Here is a 24,536-nt window from a genome sequence, read left to right on the forward strand (position 1 = left end):
TCTCTCGTCAGCCCTGTCATCACGCGGCAACCGGCAAGTGGCACCGCTCCGTACCTATGCCAGCCTCAGCGACCCTTGAACAGCCCACCGAGAATGCCGCGCACGAGGCGCCGCCCTGTGGTGCCCTTGAGTTCCTTGACCAGCGCCGAGGCGAGCGCCCCGCCGATCCCGTCCGAGCCCGAGACCCGACGCGCACGGCCCGGACTGGCTCCGCCGGAATAGCGGCGCGCGGTGTTGAATTCGCGGGCTTTTTCCGCTTCGGCCTCTGCCTCTTCCTCGGCCATTTCGGCCGCCTTCGCCGCCGCCTCGGCTCGCGCGGCGAGCATTTCATGCGCCGAAGGACGGTCGATCGCAGTGTCGTATTTCCCCGCCACCGGCGACGCCTTGATCAGCGCACGCCGGGTCTCGGCGTCACAGGGGCCAAGCTGCGTCGCAGGCGGGCGGATGAGCGTGCGCTCGACCACGCCCGGCACCCCCTTGCCCTCGAGCATCGAGGTCACCGCCTCGCCGACGCCGACATCGCGGATCGCGTCGCCGGTATCAAATCGCGGATTGGGGCGATAGGTCTCGGCGGCGCGGCGCAAAGCCTGCTGGTCACGCGCGGTGAAGGCCCGCAAGGCATGCTGAAAGCGATTGCCCAGTTGCCCCAGCACATCTTCGGGCACGTCATCGGGATTCTGGGTGATGAAATAGACCCCCACCCCCTTGGAGCGGATCAGCCGCGCGACCTGCTCGACCTTGTCCACCAGCACCTTGGGCGCGTCATCAAAGAGCAGATGCGCCTCGTCGAAGAAGAACACCAGCTTCGGCTTGTCGGGGTTGCCGACCTCGGGCAGCGTCTCGAAGAGTTCCGACAGGAGCCACAGCAGGAAGGTGGCATAAAGCTGCGGCGACTGCACCAGACGGTCGGCGGCGAGGATATTGACATGGCCGCGCCCCTCGGGCGTCACCCCCATCAGGTCAACCAGATCAAGCGCCGGTTCGCCAAAGAAATGCGCCGCCCCCTGATTTTCCAGCACCAGCAGCGACCGCTGGATCGCCCCCACCGAGGCCGCCGCCACATTGCCATAGCGCAGCGACAACGCATCTGCATTCTCGCCCACCCAGAGCAGCAGCGCCCGCAGGTCATCCAGATCGAGCAGCGGCAGGCCCTCTTCATCGGCCACGCGAAACGCGATGTTGAGCACACCCTCCTGTGCATCCGACAGGCCCAGCAGACGCGACAGCAAGAGCGGCCCCATTTCGGCAATCGTGGTGCGCACCGGGTGGCCCTGCTCACCGAAGAGGTCCCAGAACACCACCGGGAAACTGTCATAGCGGAACGCCTCGAACCCAATGGTCGCCGCGCGCTCGGAAAAGGGCGCGTGCAGCTTATGCTCGGCGCTGCCCGCCACCGCCATGCCCGACACGTCGCCCTTGATATCCGACAGGATCACCGGCACGCCCGCATCGGAGAACCCTTCGGCGAGGATCTGCAACGTCACGGTCTTGCCCGTGCCCGTCGCCCCGGCCACAAGCCCGTGCCGGTTCGCGTATTTGAGCAGGAGTTCCTGCGGTTCGGAATAGTCCGGCCCGCCACCGCCTATGAAAATCGAATTGGTCACGGCCCGATGCCCCTGTCCAGAAATCGTCACGGATTGACCATACAAAGTTAACCTTTCTGTGCCAGTCTCAATTCATGCCCGGCCCGTGTGTCCTTTTGGTTTCGGGTGTTTCCTCCCTGTCAGACTGGCCGTGCCTTCGGGTGCGGCCTTTTTTCCGCGGCCCGCGACATAGCCTGTTGACGGATGTGGCTTTCTGGCCTAGCGTTCCCTCCAATAACTAAGTCGGCCAGTCCGACGGGGAGAACCATGGAAGGAGGCCGCGAGGCCTCTTTCTTTTGGTGCCACCCAGGCGGAGGTCACGCGACCGGCCCATGACAGGGCGAAAAGCCGCGCAGACCGGACGACGCGCGCGCCATTTCCACCTGACACCACGCGCGGGACGTGATAAATCGCCTGCAAATCCAACGTTTATGTCACGGGGAACCCATGTCCAGACTAATTTCACGCCTGTCCTTCGCAGCCCTGCTCGCTCTCGGCACCGCCGTTGGCGCGCAGGATGCCGAGACACCTTCCGAAACCGGGGCCGAAACCGGGGCCGAAACCGGGGGCCAGACCACGGGCGAGACCGAACAGGGCGCAGGCAGCGCGCTCACCCAAGGGCTCGATACCGGACGCGAGGTGGCGCAAGACGGATCCTATATCCGGGAAACCCACGAGGACTGGCAGATCAAGTGTTTCCGCACCGAGGGCGAGGAGACGCCGGAATTGTGCCAGATGTACCAGTTGCTCAAGGAATCCCAGGGCAATCCCGTGGCCGAGTTCAGCCTCTACAAACTGGCCAATGCCGGAAATGTCGTGGCCGGGGCCACCATCGCCGTGCCGCTCGGCACGCTGCTGAGCGAGGAGGTCAAGCTCTCGGTGGATGACGGCAAGGCCAAGAGCTACAGCTATTCGTTTTGCACCATGGCGGGCTGCTTCGCGCGGATCGGGCTGACCCAGGCGGATATCGACGCGTTCAAGCGCGGCGTGACCGCGACGATCTCGATCGTCCCGGCGCAGGCCCCGGACCAGACCGTGCGGATCGACGCCTCACTCAAGGGGTTCACCGCCGCCTATGACGCGGCGTCCGAGCTGTCAAACTGATCCGGCACGGCGTCATCCTCGGCCCTGAGCCGAGGATCTGCTGGCCGATGGATCCTCCGGTCAAACCGGAGGAGGCACCCCACTGGCGCCGGGCAAAACGGCGCAGTGGTGCGGGGCGCGTCGGAATCGGCCTGGAGCTTCAGTTGCCGCATCCCGCGCGAAACGCACCGAATCCCGCGCGAAACGCACCGAAGGTGCCGCGCGATCGCCGGGCCAGAGGCATGCCCCCGGCATGACGCCGTGCCCCGGCATGGCGATGTTTTGGCAAGCTCAATGTGTCGAGGTTAGAATGACTTGGCCGACATGAAGCGCCCGCCACACCCATCACATCGCCAGTCCCCGGCCCCGCAATCACGCGGCACCTTCTGGAGGGGTGCAACGTCCGCTTCAGGCCAATCGCCCCCTACGCGAACCGCCGCAACGCCATCACCGCATTCAACCCGCCAAAGGCGAATGCATTGCTCAGCGCCACCTCGACATGCGCCTCGCGCGCCACGTTGGGCACAACGTCGAGCGCGCATTCCGGGTCCGGTTCTTCATAGCCGATGGTGGGCGCGATGATGCCATCGCGCAGCGCCATGATACAGGCCAGCAGTTCCACCGCCCCGGTGCCGCCAATCAGATGCGCATGCATCGACTTGGTGGACGAAATCATCAGCTTATCGGCATGCGCCCCGAACACATCCGCGACCGCCGCACTCTCGGTCTTGTCATTGGCGGCGGTGCCGGTGCCGTGGGCGTTGATGTAGCCCACATCCTCACGGTTCACGCGGGCATCGCGCAACGCCCCCTGAATCGCCCGCGCCGCCCCCTGCTTCGAGGGCATGACGATATCAGAGGCATCCGAGGTCATGGCAAACCCCGCCACCTCGGCCAATATCTCGGCGCCGCGCTTGCGGGCGTGCTCGAGTTCCTCGAAGACGAAGATCGCTGCCCCCTCGCCCTGCACCATGCCGTTGCGATTGGCCGAGAACGGGCGACAGGCGTCGCGGCTCATCACGCGCAAGCCCTCCCACGCCTTGACCCCGCCAAAACACAGCATCGATTCCGATCCGCCCGTCACCATCACCGGGGTGATCCCGCCATGCACCATCTGAAACGCCTGCGCCATCGCGTGATTGGACGACGCACAGGCGGTGGAGACGGTAAAGGACGGGCCCTTGAGGTTGAACTCCATCGACAGATGCGAGGCGGCGGCGTTGTTCATCAGCTTGGGCACCACGAAAGGATGGACCCGGTTCTTGCCCTCCTCGTAGACGCTGCGGTAATTCTCGTCGAGCGTGGTCATGCCGCCGCCCGAATTGCCCAGGATCACCCCCGCCCGCGCCGCCAATTCGCCGGTGAATTCCAACCCCGCCTGCGCGATCGCCTGCCGCGCCGCGATCAGCGTGAATTGCGTGAAGCGGTCGAAAAGCGCCAATTGCTGCCGGTTGAACGCGGTCTCCGGATCGTAATCCCTGACCTGCGCACCGATGCGGATCGACAATCGCTCGACATCGCGAAAGTCGAGTTCTCCAATGCCGCAACGCCCCTCGCGCATCGCCTCGAGCGTGGCGGGCACGTCATGGCCCAGAGCGTTGATCGTGCCGGCCCCGGTAATGACGACTCGTTTCACGATTGCTCCGCGATCAGCCGCTCGATCCCGGCGACGATGCTGCGTACCGAGGAAATGTCGAAATCGCTCTGCGAGGGCTCGTTGGCATTGAACGGCACCGAAATGTCGAACGCCTCCTCGATGGCGAAGATGCTCTCGACGAGGCCAAGGCTGTCGATGCCCAGATCCTCCAACGTGCTGTCGAGCGTGACGTCGGACGGCTCCAGCACCGCCTGCTCGGCGATGATGCGGATGACACGGTCCTGAATGCTGTTCATATGTCGGGTCTTTCTCACTGCTGGCCTTGCGGCCGATTTCAGGTCTTTTGCGCCGGGTCTGTAACGGTTTTCTTAAGGTGGGCGACATCCTGAAACAATCTTTTCAGACGCCGCACCCCCTTGAACGAGGCAACGGCGGCCTCCATCGGCATGGCTGGATAGCCCAGCACCATCCGCCCCGAGGGGATATTCGACAGAACGATGGTGCCGCCGCCGGTGACCACGTTGTCACCGATGAATATATTGTCGCTGACCCCGGTCTTGCCCCCCAGCACCACGTTGTTGCCGATCCGGGTGGAGCCGGCGATGCCAACATGACCGCAAAGCAGGCAATCGCGCCCGACGTTCACGTTGTGGCCGATCATCACGAGATTGTCGATCTTGGTACCGTCGCCCACAGCGGTGTCGCGGATGGTGCCCCGGTCGATGGTGCAGTTGGCGCCCAGTTCCACATCGTCACCGATGCTGACCGAACCGAGCGAATGGACGCGCTCCCAGCTTTGCGCCGTGCCGTCAGCACCCTGCCCGAGTGTGGCGCGGCCCGCCTCGACATGCGAGGCTTCGGGCGTGGCATAGGAAAAGCCGTCGCCGCCGACAACCGCACCGGGCTGTGCGATGAACCGCGCACCGATTCGCACGCGCGCGCCGATCCGCACCCCCTCGCGCAGCAACGCGCCTTCGCCCAGAACCGCATCCTTGCCGACGAAACATTGCGCCCCGATCACCGAGCCGTCCCCGATCCGTGCGCCCTTGCCGATCACCGAAAGCGGGCCGACCGACACCGCGCGCCCAAGCCGCGCTTCGGGATGGATCACGGCAGTGGGGTGAAGACCCGGCTCCCAGCCCTGCCCGGGATCGAACATCCGGGTCAGCCCGGCCAGTGCATGGCGCGGACGCGCGACAAGAATCGCGGCCTCAAGACCGAGCGCCTGCCAGTCGGCGCCATCCCAGAGCAGCGCCGCGCGGGCCCGACCCTGCCGCAGCCCTTCGGCATAGGCCGGTGTCATCGCAAGGGCAAGATCGCGCGGCCCGGCCTGCGCCGGCTCCGCCACCGCATCGAGTTCCAGATGACGCGCGCCACAGGCCCTCGCGCCCAAAGCCGCAGCCACCTGCTCTATGCTGAAGGACATCCGCCACCTCTTCTGTCGAAGAGGTATTTAGCCTTGAACCGCCGCCAGCGAAACCCCCGCCTTGCGCAGTGCCTCCCAGATCAGCGCATCGCGCTCATAGACATCATCGCGATACTGCACCCGCCCCTGCGCCTGGGTGAAGGCGGTGCGGTAGATGATATGCACGGGCACATGCCGGTCGAGATGCACATAGGTCTCGCGCCCGGTGTCGAGCACCGAGTGAAAATAGCCTTTCGGGTCGGCCTCCTGCGGGGCAAGCAGCGCATAGGCGAAATCGAACGGCTGTTGCAGGCGGATGCAGCCATGGCTGAAATCCCGCTTTTCTCGGTCGAACAGCGCCTTTTGCGGCGTGTCATGCAGGTAGATGTTGTATTTGTTGGGGAACATGAACTTCACCAGACCAAGCGCATTGCTCTGCGAGGGCGGCTGCTTGATTGCAAAGGGGAAGGTGCGGGCGTTATAGGCCCCGAAATTGACCGCGCCCCGGCTGACCTCGCGCCCGTTGCGATTGTAGAGCTTGAGATGCCCGGCAGCATTCGGATTGCGCTGCATCTGCGGCAGGTATTCCTTGACGGCGATCGAGCGCGGCACATGCCAGGTGGGGTTGACCACCATATGCTCCATCTCGTCTGAAAATTCCGGGCTGCGCCGGTCGCCGACATTCTTGCCGATGACCGCGCGGGTCTGGAAGGTCACGCTGTCATTGTCGAGAAGCCGCGCGCTGAAATCAGTGAGGTTCACCAGCACATGCCGCGCGCCGCGATCCCGCGCCAGCCAGCGCTCGCGCTCCATCGCGACAATCACTGATTGCAGCCGCAGATCGGCACTGCGGTTGAGCGCGGCAAGGGTCGAGGGCCCGGCAACGCCATCGGTCTCCAGCCCATGATCGCGCTGGAAGTCCTGCACAGCCGCCTGGATGGTGCCATCGTATTGGCTGCTGGCGCTGCGCCGCAGATAACCCATGGCCACCAGACGGTTGCGCAGCGCGATTACAGCAGCCCCGGCATCGCCGGGCGAAAGTTTCTCGGCCTGAACCGCTGGTCCCCAACCGCCCTCTTCAATCAGACGCTCGAGGCGCAGCTTCTCCTTCATCAGCCGTGCGTATTCATTGGTCTTGGGCGGCAGCGCCCGCATCACCCTGGCCGGTGCATCCGACGCGATCTCGGTCAGATACTGCGTCGCCGGACGGTCCGTCACCTCGCGCTTGATATCGCCAACCACGCGCGCGGGCTCGAGCACGCCGGATTGCACATCGCGCGCATAGGCGAGATAGGCCCGGCTCAGCGCCACCTCGATCATTCCCAGATCACGCAGCGAACGGGCCGCCACCATCCGCGACATCAATCCGTCAAGATCATAGCGCGCCTCGGGCAGCCCGTGCAGCCCGGCATTGGCGAGGGTACGCACCAGCGCCGCGCGGCGGGCGCGGTCCGCCTCGCCCTCTCCGGTCCAGAGCGGGCGATACTCGGCGTCGCGGTAATAGGCGGCAAGCTCGCGATCCCCGGCAGCCGCCTCGGCCACCGCCTGCCGGAAGGCCATGCTGCCCGGCTCTGCGGCCTGCCCGACCGTAGCCGTGCCGACAAGACAGGCCAGCACACCGGCAAACAGTCTGCGTGACAAAGATCCGAACATCATACCCTCACAATTCGCGTTTCCGTCGCTCCGATTTAATCAGGTACATGGGCCGATCTCAATTTTTTCCTAACCTTTTGGGGTCACATTCGGGAATATCCGCGTGAGACTGTCGCGTTCAGGGCACGCCTTGCGCAAATCGGTCACATCCGGGAACCCATGCGCGAGATCCCGCCGAAATGGCTTGATCCTCACGCAATATGTCAAATCGGGGCTTGGTTGATGATTCTTGTTATGTCATACAATCCGAGCATCTGGGGATGAAATCGAAGGTCGCGGGACAGCGGCCGCAGGTAGGCGACGGGACAGGCGCTTGAAAACATGACAGAATTCAGCTCGACTGGTATCTCACGCCGTGGCGTGCTCACGGCATTTGCGGCCACCGCACTCACGGCAGCTCCGACATTCAGCCAGGCCGCAGGTTTCCTGCGCGGCGCCGGCGATATCCGACGATTGCGCATGGTTTCGCCACGTACTGGCGAACGTCTCGATACAATCTACTGGATCGAGGGAGATTACATCCGTGAGGCGCTGAACGAAATCACCCTCTTCATGCGCGACTGGCGCACCGATGAGACCCGAACCATCGACACCCGTACCATCGACATCATGGCCGCCAGCCATAACCTGCTTGATGCGAGCGAGCCCTACACGCTGCTCAGCGGCTATCGCAGCCCCAAGACCAACGCGATGCTGCGCTCGCGCTCGCGCGGCGTGGCCAAGAATTCCCGCCACCTGATCGGCGAAGCTGCCGATCTTCGCCTCGGCAGCCGGTCGGTCAGCCAGATCTACCGAGCGGGCGTGGCCTGCGGCGGCGGCGGTGTCGGCAAATATTCCGGCTCCAACTTCGTGCACATGGATTGCGGACCGGTACGCACCTGGGGCCGCTGAACCACCCACCCCGCGACAACAAACGGGCCGGTCACCACGACCGGCCCGTTTTGCATCCGCTTCATCTTGCCAGAAATATTCCGGGGGAAGCGCCGTCAGGCGACGGGGGCAGCGCCCCCGCCTGCGTCGACCGCGCTCACGCCAGCTTGGCGTTGCGCGCGGCCTGCAACCGTGCGAAATCATCGCCCGCGTGGTAGCTCGACCGCGTCAGCGGCGTGGCCGACACCATCAGGAACCCCTTGCCATAGGCCGCCTTTTCATAGGCCGCAAACTCGTCGGGATGCACGAACCGGTCCAGCGCGTGATGCTTGGGCGTCGGCTGCAGATATTGCCCGATGGTCAGAAAATCCACATCCGCCGCGCGCATGTCATCCATCACCTGATGCACCGACTGGCGATCCTCGCCCAGCCCCACCATGATCCCCGACTTGGTGAACATCGTCGGATCCAGCTCCTTCACTCGCTGCAACAGGCGCAAGCTGTGGAAATACCGCGCCCCGGGTCGCACCGATGGATAAAGCCCCGGCACGGTTTCGAGGTTGTGGTTGAACACATCCGGTTTCGCCGCCACCACCGTCTCCAGCACGCTGTCCTCGCAATGCAGGAAATCCGGCGTCAGGATCTCGATCGTGGTGCCGGGCGTGCGATGACGGATCGCGCGGATGGTCTGGGCGAAATGCTCAGCGCCGCCATCTTCCAGATCGTCACGGTCGACACTGGTGATCACCACGTGATTCAACCCCAGCTTCTGCACCCCGTCCGCCACGCGCCCCGGCTCGAACACATCAAGCGCCTGCGGCTTGCCCGTGGCCACGTTGCAAAACGTGCAGCCCCGGGTGCAGATCTCACCCATGATCATCATCGTGGCGTGCCCCTGCGCCCAGCATTCGCCCGCATTGGGACAGCCCGCCTCCTCGCAGACCGTCACCAGCTTGTGCTCTCGCATGATCTTGTGGGTCTCGAAATACCCCTTGCTGGTCGGTGCCTTGACGCGAATCCAGTCGGGTTTCTTCGGTTGGGCATTGTCGGGCCGATGCGCCTTTTCGGGGTGGCGCCCGGCGGGCAGTTTGAGATCGCGCACGAATTTTTCCCCGCGAATGATTTGGTAAGGTCCTTTTAGTATAAGTCATGGCGATGGTGAGTGCCAGTGATGCAAGGCCGCATCCCGGCGCCTGCAATACGGGTAACGAGTGCCATCGCAGTTTCAGAGTGTCCCGACGGTCAAAGGCCCGCGTCACCGTTGGCGCGGGCCGCCTCAACCGCGCTGCGCACCTGGGTGATCAAACCGCCGCCCACCGTCGTGAGAAGATCGGCCAGTTCCTCGAACCAGGCCGCCTCCTCAGTGCTGTTTCGACGCACCAGGGCGATCTCGCGATAGGGTTCGGGCGGCGCAAAGCGGCGCAGCCGCATTTCGGGCGCGGCGCGCGATTCGGTCGCCGCTGCCAGTTCCGGCATCAGCGTCAGACCAAAGCCCGCCGCCACCAGCCGCGACAGCGTTCCGAGCGACGACGCCCCCATGTCGATCTGCGCATGACCCCGGCCCCGTCCACACACCTCGAGCGCCTGGTCGGTCAGACAATGGCCATCCTCCAGCAACAGAAGCGGGCTGTGCGTCAGCGACCTCGGGCGCAACGCTTCCGCCCCCTGCCCGAGTGCGTCGAGCCGCGCCGCACTGCCCGCCAGCAGGAACCGGTCCTTGAAGAGAGCCCGCGCTGCCAGCCCATCGGCGGGAACCGGCAGCGCCATGATCGCGGCATCGAGTTGCCCGCTCTGCATCTCGGCGATCAACTGCTCGGTGCGCGCCTCGCGCACCTGCACGTCGAGCGAGATGTCGCCGCTGCGCAACGCCTCGAGCACACCGGGCAGAATATAGGGCGCAATCGTCGGAATGATCCCCAGCGACAGCCGCCCCGCCAGTCCGCCCTGCCAGCGCGCCGCCTCGGCCAGCCCCTGCATCTCTTCCAACACGCGGCAGGCGTGGTCGAGAATGCGCCGCCCAAACGGGGTCAGCACCATGTCACGCGCCCGCCGTTCCACCAGTTTCGCACCAAGCGCACCCTCCATCTCGCGAATCTGCACCGAGAGCGCGGGCTGCGAGATGTTCACCGCCTCCGCCGCGCGCCCGAAATTGCGCTGCTCGCTCAGCGCCTTGAAATAGGTGAGTTGCCGCAGGGTGATATTCATACCGCAAAGTTATGCCCCTCGCGCGTTTGCGCAAGTGGAAATTATCACTCTTTCCCTTGCATGCGCCCCGCGCCCGCTTTTTTTTTGGCCTCACCCACGCGTCCACACGCAGAGGCATCCCATGACGACGCAGGCCCCAGCGCCCACCCGCCCGCGCTTCGGGCGCGTTCAGTAATATCTCAAGCAGATCGTCTATGGCGGCACCGACGGGATCGTCACCACCTTCGCCATCATCGCCGGGTTCGCCGGGGTACAGGCCGAGGGCATGGCCGAGGTCGGCGCCATCACCGTGCTGCTCTTCGGTCTTGCCAATCTCTTTGCCGACGGGGTCAGCATGGGCCTCGGCGAATTCCTGTCGCTGCGCGCCCAGCACGACCTCTACCGCGCCCGCCGCGCCGAGGAGCGGCGCCGCAGCTTTTAGACCCCAGACCAACAGGGCGCGCGCCTGGCTGAAATCCTGCGGGCCAAGGGCCTCTCGGCGCAGGATGCGGCAGACGCCAGCGACATCTCCACCCGCCACCCGCAGGTGATGGCCGAGATGGATCCTCGCCGAGGAGACCGGCCTGCGCGACCCCGACGGCGAAAGCCCGGCGCGCAACGGCACCTTCACCTTCGTCGCCTTCATCACCTTCGGCGCGGTCCCCCTCATCCCCTACCTGCTGCTTGACCCAACACCGGCCACGACGCGGCTGTCGATCCTGGCCACCGGCGTGGCGCTTGTGCTACTTGGCCTCTTGCGCTGGCATGCCCGCGGCGAGCGACTGTGGCGCAGCGTCGGCGAGACCGTGCTTGTCGGAACGGTCTGCGCGGTGGTGGCCTTTGGCGTGGGCTGGATCGTCGGCGGCTAGCGCCCCTGTCCGCACCTTCCGCGCTTGCCACCTCCCCGCCCACGCCCCATATTCTCCCCATGCTCAAGTTCACGCCGATCCTGCTCGCAATTCTCTACGCGCTCGCCATGTACCGCTTCTCGGCCTGGCGCACCACGCGCGAGCTCGACACGCGCTCGACCGAGCTGGCCGACCCGGTGCTCAAGCGGATGACCGACAGGCTCGCCGCAGCACTCGACCTGCCGCGCGTGCGGGTGCATATCTACGAGATCGACCCGGTAAACGGGTTGGCCTCCCCTGACGGGCGCATCTTCATCACGCGTGGGTTCTATCGCAAGTTCCAGACCGGCGAAGTCTCGGCCGAGGAAATGGCCTCGGTCATCGCGCATGAACTGGGCCACGTGGCTCTGGGGCATTCGCGCCGTCGGATGATCGACTTCTCGGGCCAGAATGCGCTGCGCACGGCGCTTGCCATGCTGCTGTCGCGGTTTCTGCCGGGCGTCGGCGTCTGGATCGCCAACGGCCTGACGACGCTTCTGGCCGCGCGCCTGTCGCGTGGCGATGAATATGAGGCCGACGCCTATGCCGCCGCCCTGCTGACCAAGGCCGGGATTGGCACCACGCCGCAAAAATCGCTGTTCGAGAAGCTGGAGGCGCTGACCTCGGGCCCGGGTGGCGCGATGCCCGCCTGGCTGCTCAGCCACCCCAAGACCGCCGAGCGCATCGCCGCCATCGAGAAGCTGGAAACCCGCTGGCAGCAGAGCCTCAGTTGACCCGCGCTCCTCGTCATCCTCGGGCTTGACCCGAGGACCTCCCGGGAAAGAGATCGTCCGGTCAAGCCGGACGATGACGAGACGAAGAACACACCCCGAAATTTTTTGATCAAATTATCTTGGCAAAGCCCCCTGAGCCGGGCTAGGCTGTGGCAAATCCCGATCAGGACTCCCAAAATGGACCTCACACAGTTCCAGACTTTCCGCGTGGCCGCCTGCGATCTCAACGGTCGCATGCGCGGCAAGCGCCTCCCCGCAAGCCATGGCGACAAACTCGGCGGCGGTGCGCTGCGCATGCCGCTCAGTTCGCTCAACCTAGATGTGTTCGGGGCGGATATCGACGACTCGCCACTGGTCTTCGAGACCGGCGACATCGACGGGCGTCTTTTCCCCACCGAGCGCGGCGCGGTTCCCTTGCCCTGGCTCGAGGTGCCACAAGCACTGGTGCCGATGGTGATGCATACCGAGGACGGCGCGCCCTTCGCGGGCGACCCGCGCCACGCGCTGGCGGCCGTGCTCGACCGATACGCTGCACATGGCTGGGAAGTCTTTGCCGCGACCGAGCTCGAATTTACCCTCGTCGACCCCTCCGGCAAGTCCTTGAAAACCGTGCGCGATCCGCGTTCAGGCCGACGCATGAAGGCACCCGGCATCCTCAGCCTCGGGCAAATGGACGCCTTTGACGCCTTCCTGTCGGATCTCTATTCCGCCGGGGCCGAGATGGAGATCCCCGTCGAGACCGCGATCAGCGAGGCCGGGATCGGGCAGTTCGAGTTGACCCTGCATCACCAATCCGCGATGCGCGCCGCCGACGATACCTGGCTCTTCAAGACCATGATCAAGGGGCTCGCGCGTCAACATGGCTATGTCGCCACCTTCATGGCCAAACCCTTTGGCGACGACACCGGCAACGGCATGCACATGCATTTCTCCGTGCTGGACGGCGAGGGCCGCAATGTCTTTGACGACGGCACCGACCGGGGCACCGACATCCTGCGCAGCGCGGTCGCAGGCTGTCTCGCGGCGATGCCACCCTCGACGCTGATCTTCGCGCCGCACGCCAACAGCTACGCCCGTCTCGTGCCCGGCGCGCATGCGCCCACCGGCGCGGGCTGGGGCTATGAAAACCGCACCGCAGCGGTGCGTATCCCCGGCGGGCCCAATGCCGCGCGCCGGATCGAGCATCGTGTCGCGGGCGGCGATATCAACCCCTATCTCAGTTTCGCCGCCATCCTTGGCGCGGCCATCACCGGCATCGAGGACGGCATGACCCCGCCCGCTCCGATCACCGGCAACGCCTACGAGGCCGATCTGCCGCAACTCGCCGCCGATTGGGGCGCGGCCATCGACCTTTTCGAGGCCGATCCGCTGATCGCGCGCATCTTTCCGGCGGAGCTGATCCGCAATCTGGTGATGACCAAGCGACAGGAACATGCGCATATCTCGAAGATCGACGCAGAGGACCACTGGAAGACCTATCTCGAAACGGTGTAGCCTGCGTCAGAACAACCGCTGCATAATTTGATCAAATAACGGGCCAATGATGAAAATAGGCATCCTCCAAACCGGCCACGCCCCCGATGTCGTCCTGCCGGAACTGGGCGATTACGACACAATGATGGCGCGCATGCTGGACGGGAACGACTTTGACTTCGTGACGTATTCGGTCGTCGACGAAGAGTTTCCCGACGGACCGCAAGACGCCGATGGCTGGCTCGTGACGGGCTCGAAACACGGCGCCTACGAGGATCACGCCTGGATTGCGCCGCTCGAGGATCTGATCCGCGCCATTCACGCCGAGGGCCTGCCGATGGTCGGCATCTGCTTTGGTCATCAGATCATCGCACAAGCGCTTGGCGGTACGGTGGTGAAACACCCCGACGGCTGGCGCGTGGGACCCACGCAATACGAGATCGAAGGCACCCCGCTCACCCTCAACGCCTGGCATCAGGACCAGGTGATCGCGGTGCCCGAGGGGGCCGAGGTCGTGGGCCGCGCCGAAGGCTGCGACATCGCGGCGCTGCGCTACGGCGACCGCATCTTCACGGTGCAGCCGCATCCCGAGTTCAATGCAACCATGATGGACCGGCTGATCGAACACCGGGCCGTCGGCGTGGTGCCGGACCCGTTGCGCGATCATGCACGCCGAGGTCTTACCACGCCCACCGACAACGCCGCCATGGCCACGCGCATCGCGGATGTCTTCAGGAAAGGGGCCTGACATGGCCGATCTACGCGAATTGACCAAGACGCTGCCGCCAGCGGCGCAAGCCTATCTCGAAAACCGACGGCTCGACGAGGTGGAATGCATCATCTCGGACCTGCCCGGCATCGCGCGCGGCAAGGCCGTGCCGGCCTCGAAATTCGCCCGCCAGCAATATTTCCACCTGCCCGATTCGATCTTTTACCAGACCATCACCGGCGATTGGGGCGAGGCGGCGGATGAGGACGGGTTCATCGAGAAGGACATGATCCTGCGGCCCGACATGTCGACCACCTCCGCCGCGCCGTGGACGGCGGACTGGACGCTGCAGGTGATCCATGACGCCTTCGACCGCAACGGTGCGCCGATTCCCTACAGCCCGCGCAACGTGCTGCGCCGGGTGGTCGAGATGTATCACAAGCGCGGCATGAAACCGGTGGTCGCGCCGGAAATGGAATTCTTCCTCGTGGCGCGCAATCTTGACCCCGCGCATGCGATCAAGCCGATGATGGGCCGGTCGGGCCGCCCCGCCGCCGCGCGGCAGGCCTATTCGATGACCGCCGTCGACGAATTCGGCCCCGTCATCGACGACATCTACGATTTCGCCGAGGCGCAGGGCTTCGAGATCGACGGCATCACGCAGGAAGGCGGTGCCGGGCAACTGGAGATCAACCTGCGCCACGGCGACCCGATCAAGCTGGCCGACGAGGTGTTCTACTTCAAGCGGCTGATTCGCGAGGCGGCGCTGCGCCACGACTGTTTCGCCACCTTCATGGCCAAGCCGATCGAGGACGAGCCCGGGAGCGCCATGCATATCCATCACTCGATCCTCGACATGGAAACCGGGCGCAACCTCTTTTCCGGCCCGCAGGGCGGCGAGACCGATGCGTTCTTCCACTTCATCGGCGGTTTGCAGAAACACCTGCCCTCGGCCATCGCGGTGCTGGCCCCTTACGTCAATTCCTACCGCCGCTACGTCAAGGATCACGCCGCGCCGATCAACCTCGCCTGGGGCCGCGACAACCGCACCACCGGCATTCGCGTACCGCTCTCGGGCTCCGACTCGCGCCGCATCGAGAACCGCATGGCGGGCATGGACTGCAACCCCTATCTCGGCATCGCCGCAAGCCTCGCCTGCGGCCTTCTGGGCATCATCAAGGAAGAATGGCCCGACAAGCAGTTCAAGGGCGACGCCTATGCCGGAGAGCCGGATATTCCCAACGTCATGGGCGACGCGCTCGACATGTTCGAAGAGGCAACGGCGCTGCACGACATCCTCGGGCCGGATTTTGCCCGCGTCTATGCCATCGTCAAACGCACCGAATACGAGGAATTCCTGCAAGTCATCAGCCCGTGGGAGCGTGAGCACCTGCTGCTCAACGTCTGATCCGGTCTAGGCCGTCGGATTTCGAGTATTTTGACCAAGAAGAAGACATGAACCTGCTCTATGCCAATGACCGGCGCGGCGAGTATCCGCCAAGCTGGTATGCCGCGACCACCGCACCGCTCGCCCCGTTCGCGCCGTTGCGCGGCGAGATGCGGGCGGATGTCTGTGTGGTGGGCGCGGGCTATACCGGGCTGTCGGCGGCGCTGCACCTGGCCGAGGCGGGGCTCGACGTGGTGCTGCTGGAAGCACAGCGCGTGGGCTTCGGCGCCTCGGGACGCAATGGCGGGCAACTGGGCAGCGGACAGCGGATGGAGCAGACGGCGCTCGAGCGGCTGGTCGGGTCAGAGGATGCGTTGAAACTCTGGGAGCTGGCCGAGGATGCGAAGGCGCTGGTCACGTCGCTGGTGGCACGGCACGGTATCGACTGCCATCTGAAACCGGGCGTGGCGCATGCCTGTTTCTCAGACCGCGAGACAGCGGCAGAGCATGGCTATGCCGATCACCTGGCCGAGCACTATGGCTATGATCAGCTTGAGAAACTCGATGCCGATGCAATGCAGGCGCTCTGCCCCTCGTCGGCCTATAAGGGCGGCACGCTCGATATGGGTGCCGCCCATCTGCACCCGCTGGCCTACGCGCTCGGTCTTGCCCGCGCCGCAGAGGCGGCGGGCGTGCGTATCTTCGAGGGATCAGCGGTGCATCACATCGCCCGCGGCACCCAGGCGCGCGTGGCGACCGATGCTGGCGCGGTCAAGGCCGATCACGTGATCCTTGCCTGCAACGGCTATCTCGGCGGCCTCGACCGAACGGTCGCCGCCCGCGTCATGCCGATCAACAATTTCATCGCTGCGACCGAACCCCTGGGCGATGAGGCCGCGCGCGTGCTCGCCCGCGACGTCGCCGTGGCCGACAGCAAGTTCGTCGTGAATTACTTTCGCCTCAGCCATGACAAGCGCCTGCTGTTTGGCGGCGGCGAGAGCTATGGCTACCGCTTTCCGCGCGACATTGCGGCACTGGTGCGCAAGCCGATGCTGGAGATCTTTCCGCATCTGCGCGATGCGCGCATCGACTATGCTTGGGGCGGCACGCTGGCAATCACCATGAAACGCATGCCCTATCTCGCGCGGCTCGCGCCCAACATGCTCTCGGCCTCGGGCTATTCGGGGCATGGTGTGGGCACCGCGACCCATGCAGGCAAGCTCATGGCCGATGCGGTGCGCAGCGAGGCGGCGGGGTTCGAGACGCTGTCGCGCGTGCCCGCCCCGGCTTTTCCCGGTGGCACCGCGCTGCGCACGCCGCTTCTGGTGCTGGCGATGACCTGGTTCTCGATGCGCGACCGGCTCGGCATCTGATCCCTCGCCGTTCGGCTGAAAACGCACCCCCGCCCGGATGAGGCGGGGTTTTCTTTGACAAACTGTCACAATTCGGGCCTACATGTTCCGGAAAGCCGAAGTCTATATTCAGGAAATCCGAAAACATGACGCAGAGCCCAAATGTCTATGACGCGGAACCCATCCCAGAGGCCGCGCGCGCGGAAATCGACCGGATGCTGCACTCGGGCGATCTCTTCCGCTACACCGCGCCCGAGAATGCGCCGGTCACCCTTCTGGAACAGGAATTCGCGGCGCTTCTTGGGTCGAAATACGCGCTCGCGGTCTCATCCTGCTCGGCGGCGCTGTTTCTCTCGCTCAAGGCACTTGGCCCGCCGCGCGATGCCCGCGTGCTGATCCCTGGCTTCACCTTTGCCGCCGTTCCCTCTTCGGTGGTACATGCCGATTGCGTGCCGGTGCTGTGTGAGGTGGGCGGAAACTACCGCATCGACCTGGCGGATTTCGAGGCACGGCTGGACGATGTGCAGGCGGTGATCATCAGCCACATGCGCGGCCACACCTCCGACATGGACCGGATCATGGCGCTGTGCGACGCGCGCGGCATTCCGGTGATCGAGGATGCCGCGCATTCGCTCGGCACCACATGGAATGGCCGCAACATCGGCACGCTCGGGCGCGTCGGCTGTTTCAGCTTTCAATCCTACAAGCTGGTGAACGCGGGCGAAGGCGGGATCATGGTCAGCGACGATGCCGATCTCATTGCCCGTGCGGTCATCATGTCGGGGGCTTACGAGCATAACTGGGCCAAGCATCTGGGCACACCCGACGCCGAGATCGAGGCCGGGTTTGCCCGCTGGCAGAATCGCCTGCCACTCTACAACCTGCGCCTGAACAACCTGTCGGCCGCGATCATCCGCCCGCAACTGCCCGAGGTGGCGCGCCGGGTGCGCGAGGGTCGCGCCAATCACGATTACGTGGCGGCGCGGCTCGATACCTCGCCGTGGCTGTCGGTGCCTGCGAAACTCGGGCCGGAACAGCGCGCGCCGGATTCCATCCAGTTCAACCTTGTGGGCCTGAGCGACGACGAAACCCGCGCCTTTGCAGAGGCGGCGGCGGCGCGCGGGCTTAAGGTGCAGGTCTTCGGGCTGAGCGCCGACAATGCCCGCGCCTTCTGGAACTGGCAATTCCTGCCGGGAAAGATGCCCGATCTGCCGCAGACCCGCGCCATGCTGATGCGCGCCTGCGATGCCCGCCTGCCTGCCCGGCTGACGCGGCCCGAACTGGACAGGATCGTCGAGGCGCTGCTGGGTGCGGCAGACGAAGTCATGGCTGCGAACCGCGCCTACGGCACCTGATCCCACGATGAAAAGGGGCCGTCCGCAGCCTCGCGAACGGCCAACGGCCCCGACTTTTCCGTGAGTGGAACAGCGGGTTTATTCCGCCTTGCCAGCCTCGATCGAGATTTTCACCTCAACCTCGTCGCTGACGTAAGGAGCGAACTTGTCGACCCCGAAATCCGAACGCAGCAGCGTGGTGCTGGCATCGAAGCCGAGCCACGGCTTGTTGTTCATCGGATGCGCGTCGGCCTTTTGATTGAGCGTGGTATCGAGCACGACCGATTTGGTCACGCCATTCATCGTCAGGTCCCCGGTGATCTCGGCGGTGTTGTCGCCGGTCACGTCAATGCCCGTCGAGGTGAAAGTGACCATGTCACCCTCGCTCGCGCCGAAGAAGTCATCCGACATGAAATGTTCCTCACGCTTCTCCCAGCCCGTGAACATCGACATGACCGGAATGGCGACATTGACCGATGAGGCGGCCGGGTCCTCGGCGTCGAACATGATCTCGCCCTCGAAGCCCGAAAACATGCCATGCGTGGTCGAAAAACCAAGATGATTATATGTAAACACGACCTGGCTGTGGCTCGGGTCAAGCGTATAGGCCTCGGGTGCTGCGGTCGCGCCGGTTGCGCCCATGGCAAGCGCGGCGGCGATCAAAGTCTGTTTCATGGCGGGAACCTCCAAAAATATCGTGTCGGACTGACCCGTAACAAATGGCATGGTTCCCAAGAAGAACAATAGTACAGTTTCAAACAGATCCTGTGGACAGGCGAACAGGTGCCGCTCGCGCGGTTCAGGCCGCCAGGCTCAAAGCCTTCCGCAGCACACGTTCACTGCGCGTGTCATGGAGTTCCAGCGACACGATCTGACGCCCGTGGGCGTCCCGCGCGGTCAACATCCGGTCGCGCAGCGATAGCTCTGCCAGATCGTCGAAATCGTGCACGCTGACCCGCGCGGTGCGTCCACCGGGCTGCGGACGGATCACGCGAAGCGTACGGGCGCGGCTGTCGATCTCCACTTCGGGTAGGTCGGTGTCGGCAACAAAGACGGAAAGGCACAGCGTACCCGCCCAGAACAGCGCCAGCGAAAACACCAGTTTGATCAGCATCATCGCCGGGTCGCCCGCCCCCGTATGCACGACCCAGACGCCGAAAGCGGCGCCCAGCAGTGCCACGCCGCAGAGTGCGCGCAGCAGTGTCGACATTTCGATCCGGATCATTCTGTGCTCCGGCAGATCGACAGGCTCCTGATAGCTGTGCGGGGCCTGCGTGAATTCACGCTCAATATCGGGCAATGCAACCATTGTCTTTTCCTTCTGCTCGAACACACCGAACCTGCCCGCGAAAAGCGCCGGAAATGGGGCACCGGCACGGCAATCCGCGGGCCCGCGCATGATGCCGGGAATTCGGCTTGCGCCACGCGATGCCGACATGTATGCACGCACAACCTTTCGCATTCGTTATTGACCGCGCAGTCTCTCGTGGATGGGCCGCGAAAGGGAAAATGCCCCTCCTATGAAATGCGCCTTGATAGAAATGGAGCTGACATGCCGCTGTATGAGCATGTGATGATCGCGCGTCAGGATCTGTCCAACGCGCAAGCCGAAGGCCTGATCGAACATTTTGGCGCCGTGCTGACCGACAATGGCGGCACGCTCGTGGATAACGAGTATTGGGGCGTCAAGACGATGGCCTATAAGATCAACAAGAACCGCAAGGGCCACTATGCCTTTCTGCGCACCGACGCCCCCGCCTCGGCCGTGCAGGAGATGGAACGCCTGATGCGCCTGCATGACGACGTGATGCGCGTCCTGACCATCAAGGTCGACGAGCACGCCGAGGGTCCCTCGGTCCAGATGCAGAAGCGCGAAGAGCGTGGTGATCGTGGCGAACGCCGCGAGCGCCGCTGATCCATCACCTGAAGAAAGGAACATAAACCATGGCTACAAAACCGTTTTTCCGTCGCCGCAAGGTCTGCCCCTTCTCGGGTGACAACGCGCCCAAGATTGACTACAAGGACACGCGTCTGCTGCAACGCTACATCTCCGAACGCGGCAAGATCGTACCCTCGCGCATCACCGCCGTCTCCGCCAAGAAGCAGCGTGAGCTGGCCCGTGCGATCAAGCGCGCCCGTTTTCTCGCCCTGCTGCCCTATGCCGTGAAATAAGGAGAAGTCAGATGCAAGTGATCCTTCTTGAACGCGTGGCCAAGCTGGGCCAGATGGGCGAAGTCGTCGATGTGAAGTCCGGCTTCGCGCGCAACTACCTGTTGCCGCAGGGCAAGGCGCTCTCGGCCTCGGCGCAGAACATCGCCGATTTCGAAGCCCGCAAGGCGCAGTACGAGGCGCAGAACCTCGAGACCCGCAAAGAGGCCGAGGCGATGGCCGCGAAACTCCACGGTCAGCAGTTCATCGTGATTCGCCAAGCCTCGGACAGCGGCGCGCTTTACGGATCTGTCAGCACCCGCGACGCAGCCGATGCCGCCACCGAGAACGGCTTTTCCCTGGAGCGCAAGCAGGTCGCGTTGACCCGCCCGATCAAGGAACTTGGCCTGCATGACGTGATCGTCACGCTGCACCCCGAGGTCGAGGCGACGATCCAGCTCAACGTGGCACGTTCCAACGAGGAGGCCGAGTTGCAGGCCTCCGGCAAGAGCATCCAGGACGCCGCCGCCGAAGCCGAGGAGGCCGCCGATTACGAGATCGCCGAACTCTTCGAGGATATCGGTGCCGCCGCCTCTGACGATGACGACCTCGCCCCGGTGGCCGAGGCCGTCGAGGATGATGACGAGAGAAGCTGATATCGCAGGCAATTGCGACAGCGACGCCGCGTGCCCACCCGGGCACGCGGCGTTCCCCTTTTTCGGACCGGGACGACAGGGCCGGGCGACCCGGGCGGCATCTGCGGCGGCCCATAGCGGGGAACATTTCGCATCCACGAGCGGGCCCGGCTGGTGATCGAGACAGGCATGTAACGTAGTGCCATTGATAATGGCGCATATGCTGCTATCGTACCTAGGTTTAGTTGTGTTGTAGATGCACCGTTTTCATCATTTCAAAGGGATGGAGGCTTCAGGACCACCACATGGTCCCCGGACGCAATGAACAAACGCATAGACCTCATAGATCTGGCGAGCATTCCGGAATGCGAACGCGATTATGTCGGACATCTCAAACAGTTGTGCGACACGCTTGGCGTTGAACATGCGACCTATTTCGCCTCGAACCCGATCTCGGGAAAGATGCACGGCTTCACTACCTATCCTGACGACTGGAAGGCGCATTACGTCAAGCATCGCCTCCAGGAATACGACCCAACCCTGAATTCCGCGTCCCGATCCGTCGCTCCGGTGGACTGGCGGCGCCTGGTCCGCGATCCGAATTACGACCGGGTCTTCAAGGACGCGCATGATTTCAACCTGCCCTCGCAAGGCGTTACCGTGCCGATTCGGGGAATGTATGGCGAGATCGGCCTGCTCTGCGCCTGCACGTCGGTGGCCGAGGACGAATGGACCAAACTCAAGCGCGACATCATCGGCGGCCTACTCAACAATGCGGTTCACCTGCACGATACCGTGATGAATTCCGACCCGCTCATGAGGACCCTGCGCCAGCCCAAGCTTTCCTCCCGTGAAATCGAGATTCTGCAATGGGTTGCAGCCGGAAAATCCCAGCAGGACATCGGCGACATCCTGCTGATTTCGTCGCGGACCGTCGAGGTGCACCTGCGCTCGACCCGCGAGAAGCTGTGCACGATCAGCACCGCGCAAGCGGTGGGCCGCGCCGTCAGTCTCGGTTTGATACAACCCGGTTGATTTCATATCACGGACATGTCACGTCTCGGTGATCTTGCGTCACCGATAGATCAGGATTGGCAAATCTCTGCCCGCTAGCGGACTACGGGATTTCCCTAATATCCATCCGGTCGTTAATCGTTATCTTCTTCCCCACATAACTCTTTATTGGGGAAGAAACACAATGATCCTTGTAATCGACGCGCTGAACCGCGACCGGTTCGAATCCGTTATCGACGAGATGTTCAAGCTGCGGGCCCGTGTCTTTCACGATCGCCTCGGATGGGAGGTGTCCATTCAGGACGGGCGCGAGCGCGATATGTTCGACAGCCTCGATCCGGTTTATCTTGTCGCGCTTGACGAAAATTATGACGTGGTGGGGTGCAACCGCATGCTGCAAACCACCGGGCCGCACATGCTGACCGACGTGTTTCAGGACATTCTCATGGGCGAGCCGCCGCTGCGCAGCGTAACTGTCTGGGAAAACACCCGGTTCTGCATAGATACCGAGCGCCTGAAGCGACCGGAGGCAACCCGCAGCGTATCCTACACGGCCTGCGAACTGATGGCGGGCATCGCCGAATACGCCTACGAGTCCGGCATCACGGACGTGATCAGCGTGGTCGATCCGGCCATGGATCGCATTCTCAAGCGCTGTGACAACGCACCCTACGGCTATCTCGGACAGACGGTCCAGATGGGCAAGACCAAGGCTCTCGCGGCGCTCAGCGACATCACCGAAGAGCGAATCGCGCGGATCCGCAACTTCGCCGGAATCACCGGCAACATCTTCGGCGACGAGGACGAGGTGGCCGAGGCCCTTGCCGCACGCGACGCCGAGGCGATGATGCCGCCCGAATTGCGCGCATATTGCGATCAGCAGATCGCCGCCGCCACCACCGATGATGAAAAAGAAGCCGCGGAGCGCCTCAAGGCTGCGCTGGTGAAGAAGATTCGTTCGCGCGCAGACGTCGGCGCCTGACCCCCCAGAAGGGCCCGTCAGCGCGGGTGCGAGCCATGATCCATGAACATCCGCGCCCACTCACGCACGAACGACAAGGGCCGCCCCACTTCTCCCCGGGGCGGCCCTTGATATTGCGATAGGCTGACCGGGATCAGTCCTCGTCGTTCATCGCCTCGATGGCTTTCTCAAGCTCTTCCTTCGAGACCTCCTTGTCGGTGACATCGGCCAGTTCGACCACATAGTCGATCACCTTGTCCTCGAAGATCGGGGCGCGCAGTTGCTGACGCATCTGCGGGTTCTTCTGCACGAATTCGAAGAACTCGCGCTCCTGACCGGGATATTGCCGCGCCTGGTTCATCACCGCCTGGGTCATCTCCGCATCGCTCACCTGCACCTCGGCCTTCTGGCCCAGATCAGCCAGCAACAGACCCAGGCGCACGCGCCGTTCCGCCAGTTTCATGTGCTCTTCGGTAGGTTCGACCTCGGGGTGATCGTGGCCCTGCACATCGGGGTTCTCGTCATGCCAGATCTGATGCGCGATCTGCTTGGCCTCGGTCTCGACCATGGTGGGCGGCAGATCGAAGCTGACCTTCTCGTCGAGCGCGTCGAGCACGTGCCGCTTGAGGATCGCACGCGCCGCACCGGCAAATTCATGCTCCAGACGCTCCCGGATCTGCTCTTTCAGCGCGTTCAGGTCCTCGGCCCCGTATTTCTGGGCGAGGTCGTCATTGACCTCCGCCGCCACCGGCTCCTTGACGGCCTTGACGGTGCAGTCAAAGACCGCCTCCTTGCCCGCCAGATGCTCGGCCTGATACTCCTCGGGGAAGTTGACCGTTACGGCCTTTTCCTCACCCTCCTTCACGCCGACAAGCTGCTCCTCGAAGCCGGGGATGAAGCTGCCGGAACCGAGGGTCAGCGGGTAGTCCTCGGCGGTGCCGCCTTCGAACGCCTCGCCATCGACCTTGCCGACGAAGTCGATCACCACCTGATCGCCGTCCTTGGCTTTGCTGCCTTTCTTGCGATCCTTGAAATCCTGCGCGCTCTCGGCGAGATTGTTGAGCGCCTCGTCGACCGAGGCGTCATCCGCCTTGGCGACCAGCCGCTCGAGCTTGAGCGACCCCAGATCGACCTCGGGGATCTCGGGCAGCGCCTCGTAGGTCATCTCGATCTCGACGTCGTCGCCCTCCTTCCAGTCCTGATTGGCCATCTTCACGTCAGGCTCGAACGCCGGGCGCTCGCCCTTTTCCTCGAAATGCGCCTTCATCGCGTCGTCGACGCTTTCTTGCATCGCCTCGCCCAGCACGCGCTGACCGAACTGCTTTTTCAGCAGCGGCAGCGGCACCTTGCCCTTGCGAAAACCCTTGAGTTCGATATCGGGCTGGGCCTCTTTCAGCTTTGCGTTGACCTTGTCGTCCAGCGCCTGCGCCGACAGGATCATCTTGTATCCCCGCTTCAGACCTTCGTTGTGCGTCTCGGTGACCTGCATGTTCGTCCTTCCATATGCATCAGGCCGCGGAGGCGTCC

25 protein-coding genes are annotated in these 24,536 nt (G+C 63.9%); 15 read left to right on the top strand and 10 right to left on the bottom strand.

Translation table 11 applies throughout. The features are described from left to right. Positions 1–65: 65 nt before the first annotated feature. Positions 66–1,604: a helicase HerA-like domain-containing protein gene (locus ACSSV4_RS03610; protein WP_454273522.1), complete on the bottom strand. Its 1,539-nt coding sequence runs from the start codon at positions 1,602–1,604 to the stop codon at positions 66–68. A gap of 426 nt (positions 1,605–2,030) precedes the next feature. Here ACSSV4_RS03610 and ACSSV4_RS03615 point away from each other — a divergent pair, with 426 nt between their 5' ends. Continuing rightward, positions 2,031–2,687, top strand: a complete 657-nt coding sequence (locus tag ACSSV4_RS03615; RefSeq protein WP_454273524.1) for an invasion associated locus B family protein — start codon at positions 2,031–2,033, stop codon at positions 2,685–2,687. Positions 2,688–3,090: 403 nt separating this feature from the next. On the opposite strand, the gene ACSSV4_RS03620 is transcribed toward ACSSV4_RS03615, so the two are convergent. From ACSSV4_RS03620 to ACSSV4_RS03635, 4 genes are read right to left on the bottom strand one after another with little or no spacing between them, the layout of a single operon-like run. After that, complete coding sequence (locus tag ACSSV4_RS03620; protein ID WP_454273525.1) at positions 3,091–4,302, bottom strand: beta-ketoacyl-[acyl-carrier-protein] synthase family protein; 1,212 nt, start codon at positions 4,300–4,302, stop codon at positions 3,091–3,093. Continuing rightward, on the bottom strand, positions 4,299–4,559 hold the full coding sequence (locus ACSSV4_RS03625) for an acyl carrier protein (protein ID WP_454273526.1): 261 nt from the start codon (positions 4,557–4,559) through the stop codon (positions 4,299–4,301). Before ACSSV4_RS03625 ends, ACSSV4_RS03620 begins: the two co-directional genes overlap by 4 nt. 38 nt (positions 4,560–4,597) lie before the next feature. Then, entirely contained in the window at positions 4,598–5,689 is a 1,092-nt protein-coding gene (locus tag ACSSV4_RS03630; protein WP_454273527.1) for a UDP-3-O-(3-hydroxymyristoyl)glucosamine N-acyltransferase, read from the bottom strand. Between the two features lie 27 nt (positions 5,690–5,716). Continuing rightward, positions 5,717–7,321 carry a L,D-transpeptidase family protein gene (locus ACSSV4_RS03635; protein WP_454273873.1) on the bottom strand — a complete coding sequence of 535 codons (1,605 nt, stop codon included), beginning with the start codon at positions 7,319–7,321 and terminating at the stop codon, positions 5,717–5,719. Positions 7,322–7,642: 321 nt separating this feature from the next. Between ACSSV4_RS03635 and ACSSV4_RS03640 the strand changes: the two genes are divergently transcribed. Further along, the gene (locus ACSSV4_RS03640; protein WP_454273528.1) at positions 7,643–8,212 is read left to right on the top strand and encodes a YcbK family protein; all 570 of its coding nucleotides are present in this window, start codon (positions 7,643–7,645) and stop codon (positions 8,210–8,212) included. A gap of 136 nt (positions 8,213–8,348) precedes the next feature. Here ACSSV4_RS03640 and lipA read toward each other — a convergent pair whose 3' ends face one another. Then, positions 8,349–9,293 carry a lipoyl synthase gene (gene lipA, locus ACSSV4_RS03645; RefSeq protein ID WP_350136655.1) on the bottom strand — a complete coding sequence of 315 codons (945 nt, stop codon included), beginning with the start codon at positions 9,291–9,293 and terminating at the stop codon, positions 8,349–8,351. 140 nt (positions 9,294–9,433) lie between these two features. Continuing rightward, complete coding sequence (locus ACSSV4_RS03650; protein WP_454273530.1) at positions 9,434–10,396, bottom strand: LysR substrate-binding domain-containing protein; 963 nt, start codon at positions 10,394–10,396, stop codon at positions 9,434–9,436. Between the two features lie 232 nt (positions 10,397–10,628). On the opposite strand from ACSSV4_RS03650, the gene ACSSV4_RS03655 reads away from it, so the two are divergent. The 8 genes from ACSSV4_RS03655 to ACSSV4_RS03690 all read left to right on the top strand — a co-directional run bounded on the left by ACSSV4_RS03655 (position 10,629) and on the right by ACSSV4_RS03690 (position 18,272). Continuing rightward, positions 10,629–10,817, top strand: coding sequence for a VIT1/CCC1 transporter family protein (locus tag ACSSV4_RS03655; protein WP_454273874.1), 189 nt, complete (start codon positions 10,629–10,631; stop codon positions 10,815–10,817). Between the two features lie 142 nt (positions 10,818–10,959). Further along, complete coding sequence (locus ACSSV4_RS03660) at positions 10,960–11,244, top strand: VIT1/CCC1 transporter family protein (protein ID WP_454273875.1); 285 nt, start codon at positions 10,960–10,962, stop codon at positions 11,242–11,244. A 59-nt stretch (positions 11,245–11,303) separates the two neighbouring features. Then, positions 11,304–11,996: a M48 family metallopeptidase gene (locus tag ACSSV4_RS03665; RefSeq protein ID WP_454273531.1), complete on the top strand. Its 693-nt coding sequence runs from the start codon at positions 11,304–11,306 to the stop codon at positions 11,994–11,996. Positions 11,997–12,173: 177 nt separating this feature from the next. Continuing rightward, on the top strand, positions 12,174–13,490 hold the full coding sequence (locus ACSSV4_RS03670; RefSeq protein ID WP_454273532.1) for a glutamine synthetase family protein: 1,317 nt from the start codon (positions 12,174–12,176) through the stop codon (positions 13,488–13,490). Between the two features lie 49 nt (positions 13,491–13,539). Then, positions 13,540–14,217 carry a type 1 glutamine amidotransferase gene (locus ACSSV4_RS03675; protein WP_454273534.1) on the top strand — a complete coding sequence of 226 codons (678 nt, stop codon included), beginning with the start codon at positions 13,540–13,542 and terminating at the stop codon, positions 14,215–14,217. 1 nt (position 14,218) lies between these two features. Then, the gene (locus ACSSV4_RS03680; protein WP_454273535.1) at positions 14,219–15,586 is read left to right on the top strand and encodes a glutamine synthetase family protein; all 1,368 of its coding nucleotides are present in this window, start codon (positions 14,219–14,221) and stop codon (positions 15,584–15,586) included. Positions 15,587–15,633: 47 nt separating this feature from the next. Next, positions 15,634–16,938 (top strand): NAD(P)/FAD-dependent oxidoreductase, encoded by a 1,305-nt coding sequence (locus ACSSV4_RS03685; RefSeq protein ID WP_454273536.1) that lies wholly within the window; start codon positions 15,634–15,636, stop codon positions 16,936–16,938. 125 nt (positions 16,939–17,063) lie between these two features. Continuing rightward, complete coding sequence (locus ACSSV4_RS03690; protein ID WP_454273537.1) at positions 17,064–18,272, top strand: DegT/DnrJ/EryC1/StrS family aminotransferase; 1,209 nt, start codon at positions 17,064–17,066, stop codon at positions 18,270–18,272. Positions 18,273–18,350: 78 nt separating this feature from the next. Here ACSSV4_RS03690 and ACSSV4_RS03695 read toward each other — a convergent pair whose 3' ends face one another. Continuing rightward, a complete protein-coding gene (locus tag ACSSV4_RS03695; RefSeq protein ID WP_454273538.1) occupies positions 18,351–18,926 on the bottom strand; it encodes a YceI family protein in 576 nt (191 codons plus the stop codon). 124 nt (positions 18,927–19,050) lie between these two features. Continuing rightward, the gene (locus ACSSV4_RS03700) at positions 19,051–19,584 is read right to left on the bottom strand and encodes a hypothetical protein (protein ID WP_454273539.1); all 534 of its coding nucleotides are present in this window, start codon (positions 19,582–19,584) and stop codon (positions 19,051–19,053) included. 219 nt (positions 19,585–19,803) lie between these two features. Here ACSSV4_RS03700 and rpsF point away from each other — a divergent pair, with 219 nt between their 5' ends. The 5 genes from rpsF to ACSSV4_RS03725 all read left to right on the top strand — a co-directional run bounded on the left by rpsF (position 19,804) and on the right by ACSSV4_RS03725 (position 23,030). Beyond that, a complete protein-coding gene (gene rpsF / locus ACSSV4_RS03705) occupies positions 19,804–20,166 on the top strand; it encodes a 30S ribosomal protein S6 (RefSeq protein WP_454273541.1) in 363 nt (120 codons plus the stop codon). A gap of 29 nt (positions 20,167–20,195) precedes the next feature. After that, entirely contained in the window at positions 20,196–20,423 is a 228-nt protein-coding gene (rpsR, locus tag ACSSV4_RS03710) for a 30S ribosomal protein S18 (RefSeq protein WP_013961325.1), read from the top strand. Between the two features lie 11 nt (positions 20,424–20,434). Further along, a complete protein-coding gene (rplI, locus tag ACSSV4_RS03715) occupies positions 20,435–21,055 on the top strand; it encodes a 50S ribosomal protein L9 (protein ID WP_454273542.1) in 621 nt (206 codons plus the stop codon). A 312-nt stretch (positions 21,056–21,367) separates the two neighbouring features. Beyond that, on the top strand, positions 21,368–22,069 hold the full coding sequence (locus tag ACSSV4_RS03720; RefSeq protein ID WP_454273876.1) for an autoinducer binding domain-containing protein: 702 nt from the start codon (positions 21,368–21,370) through the stop codon (positions 22,067–22,069). A 163-nt stretch (positions 22,070–22,232) separates the two neighbouring features. Then, positions 22,233–23,030 (top strand): acyl-homoserine-lactone synthase, encoded by a 798-nt coding sequence (locus ACSSV4_RS03725; RefSeq protein WP_454273543.1) that lies wholly within the window; start codon positions 22,233–22,235, stop codon positions 23,028–23,030. Between the two features lie 133 nt (positions 23,031–23,163). Here ACSSV4_RS03725 and tig read toward each other — a convergent pair whose 3' ends face one another. Further along, positions 23,164–24,498 (bottom strand): trigger factor, encoded by a 1,335-nt coding sequence (gene tig / locus ACSSV4_RS03730; protein WP_454273545.1) that lies wholly within the window; start codon positions 24,496–24,498, stop codon positions 23,164–23,166. Positions 24,499–24,536: the final 38 nt, after the last annotated feature.

The organism is Roseovarius sp. MBR-154 (assembly GCF_053628595.1).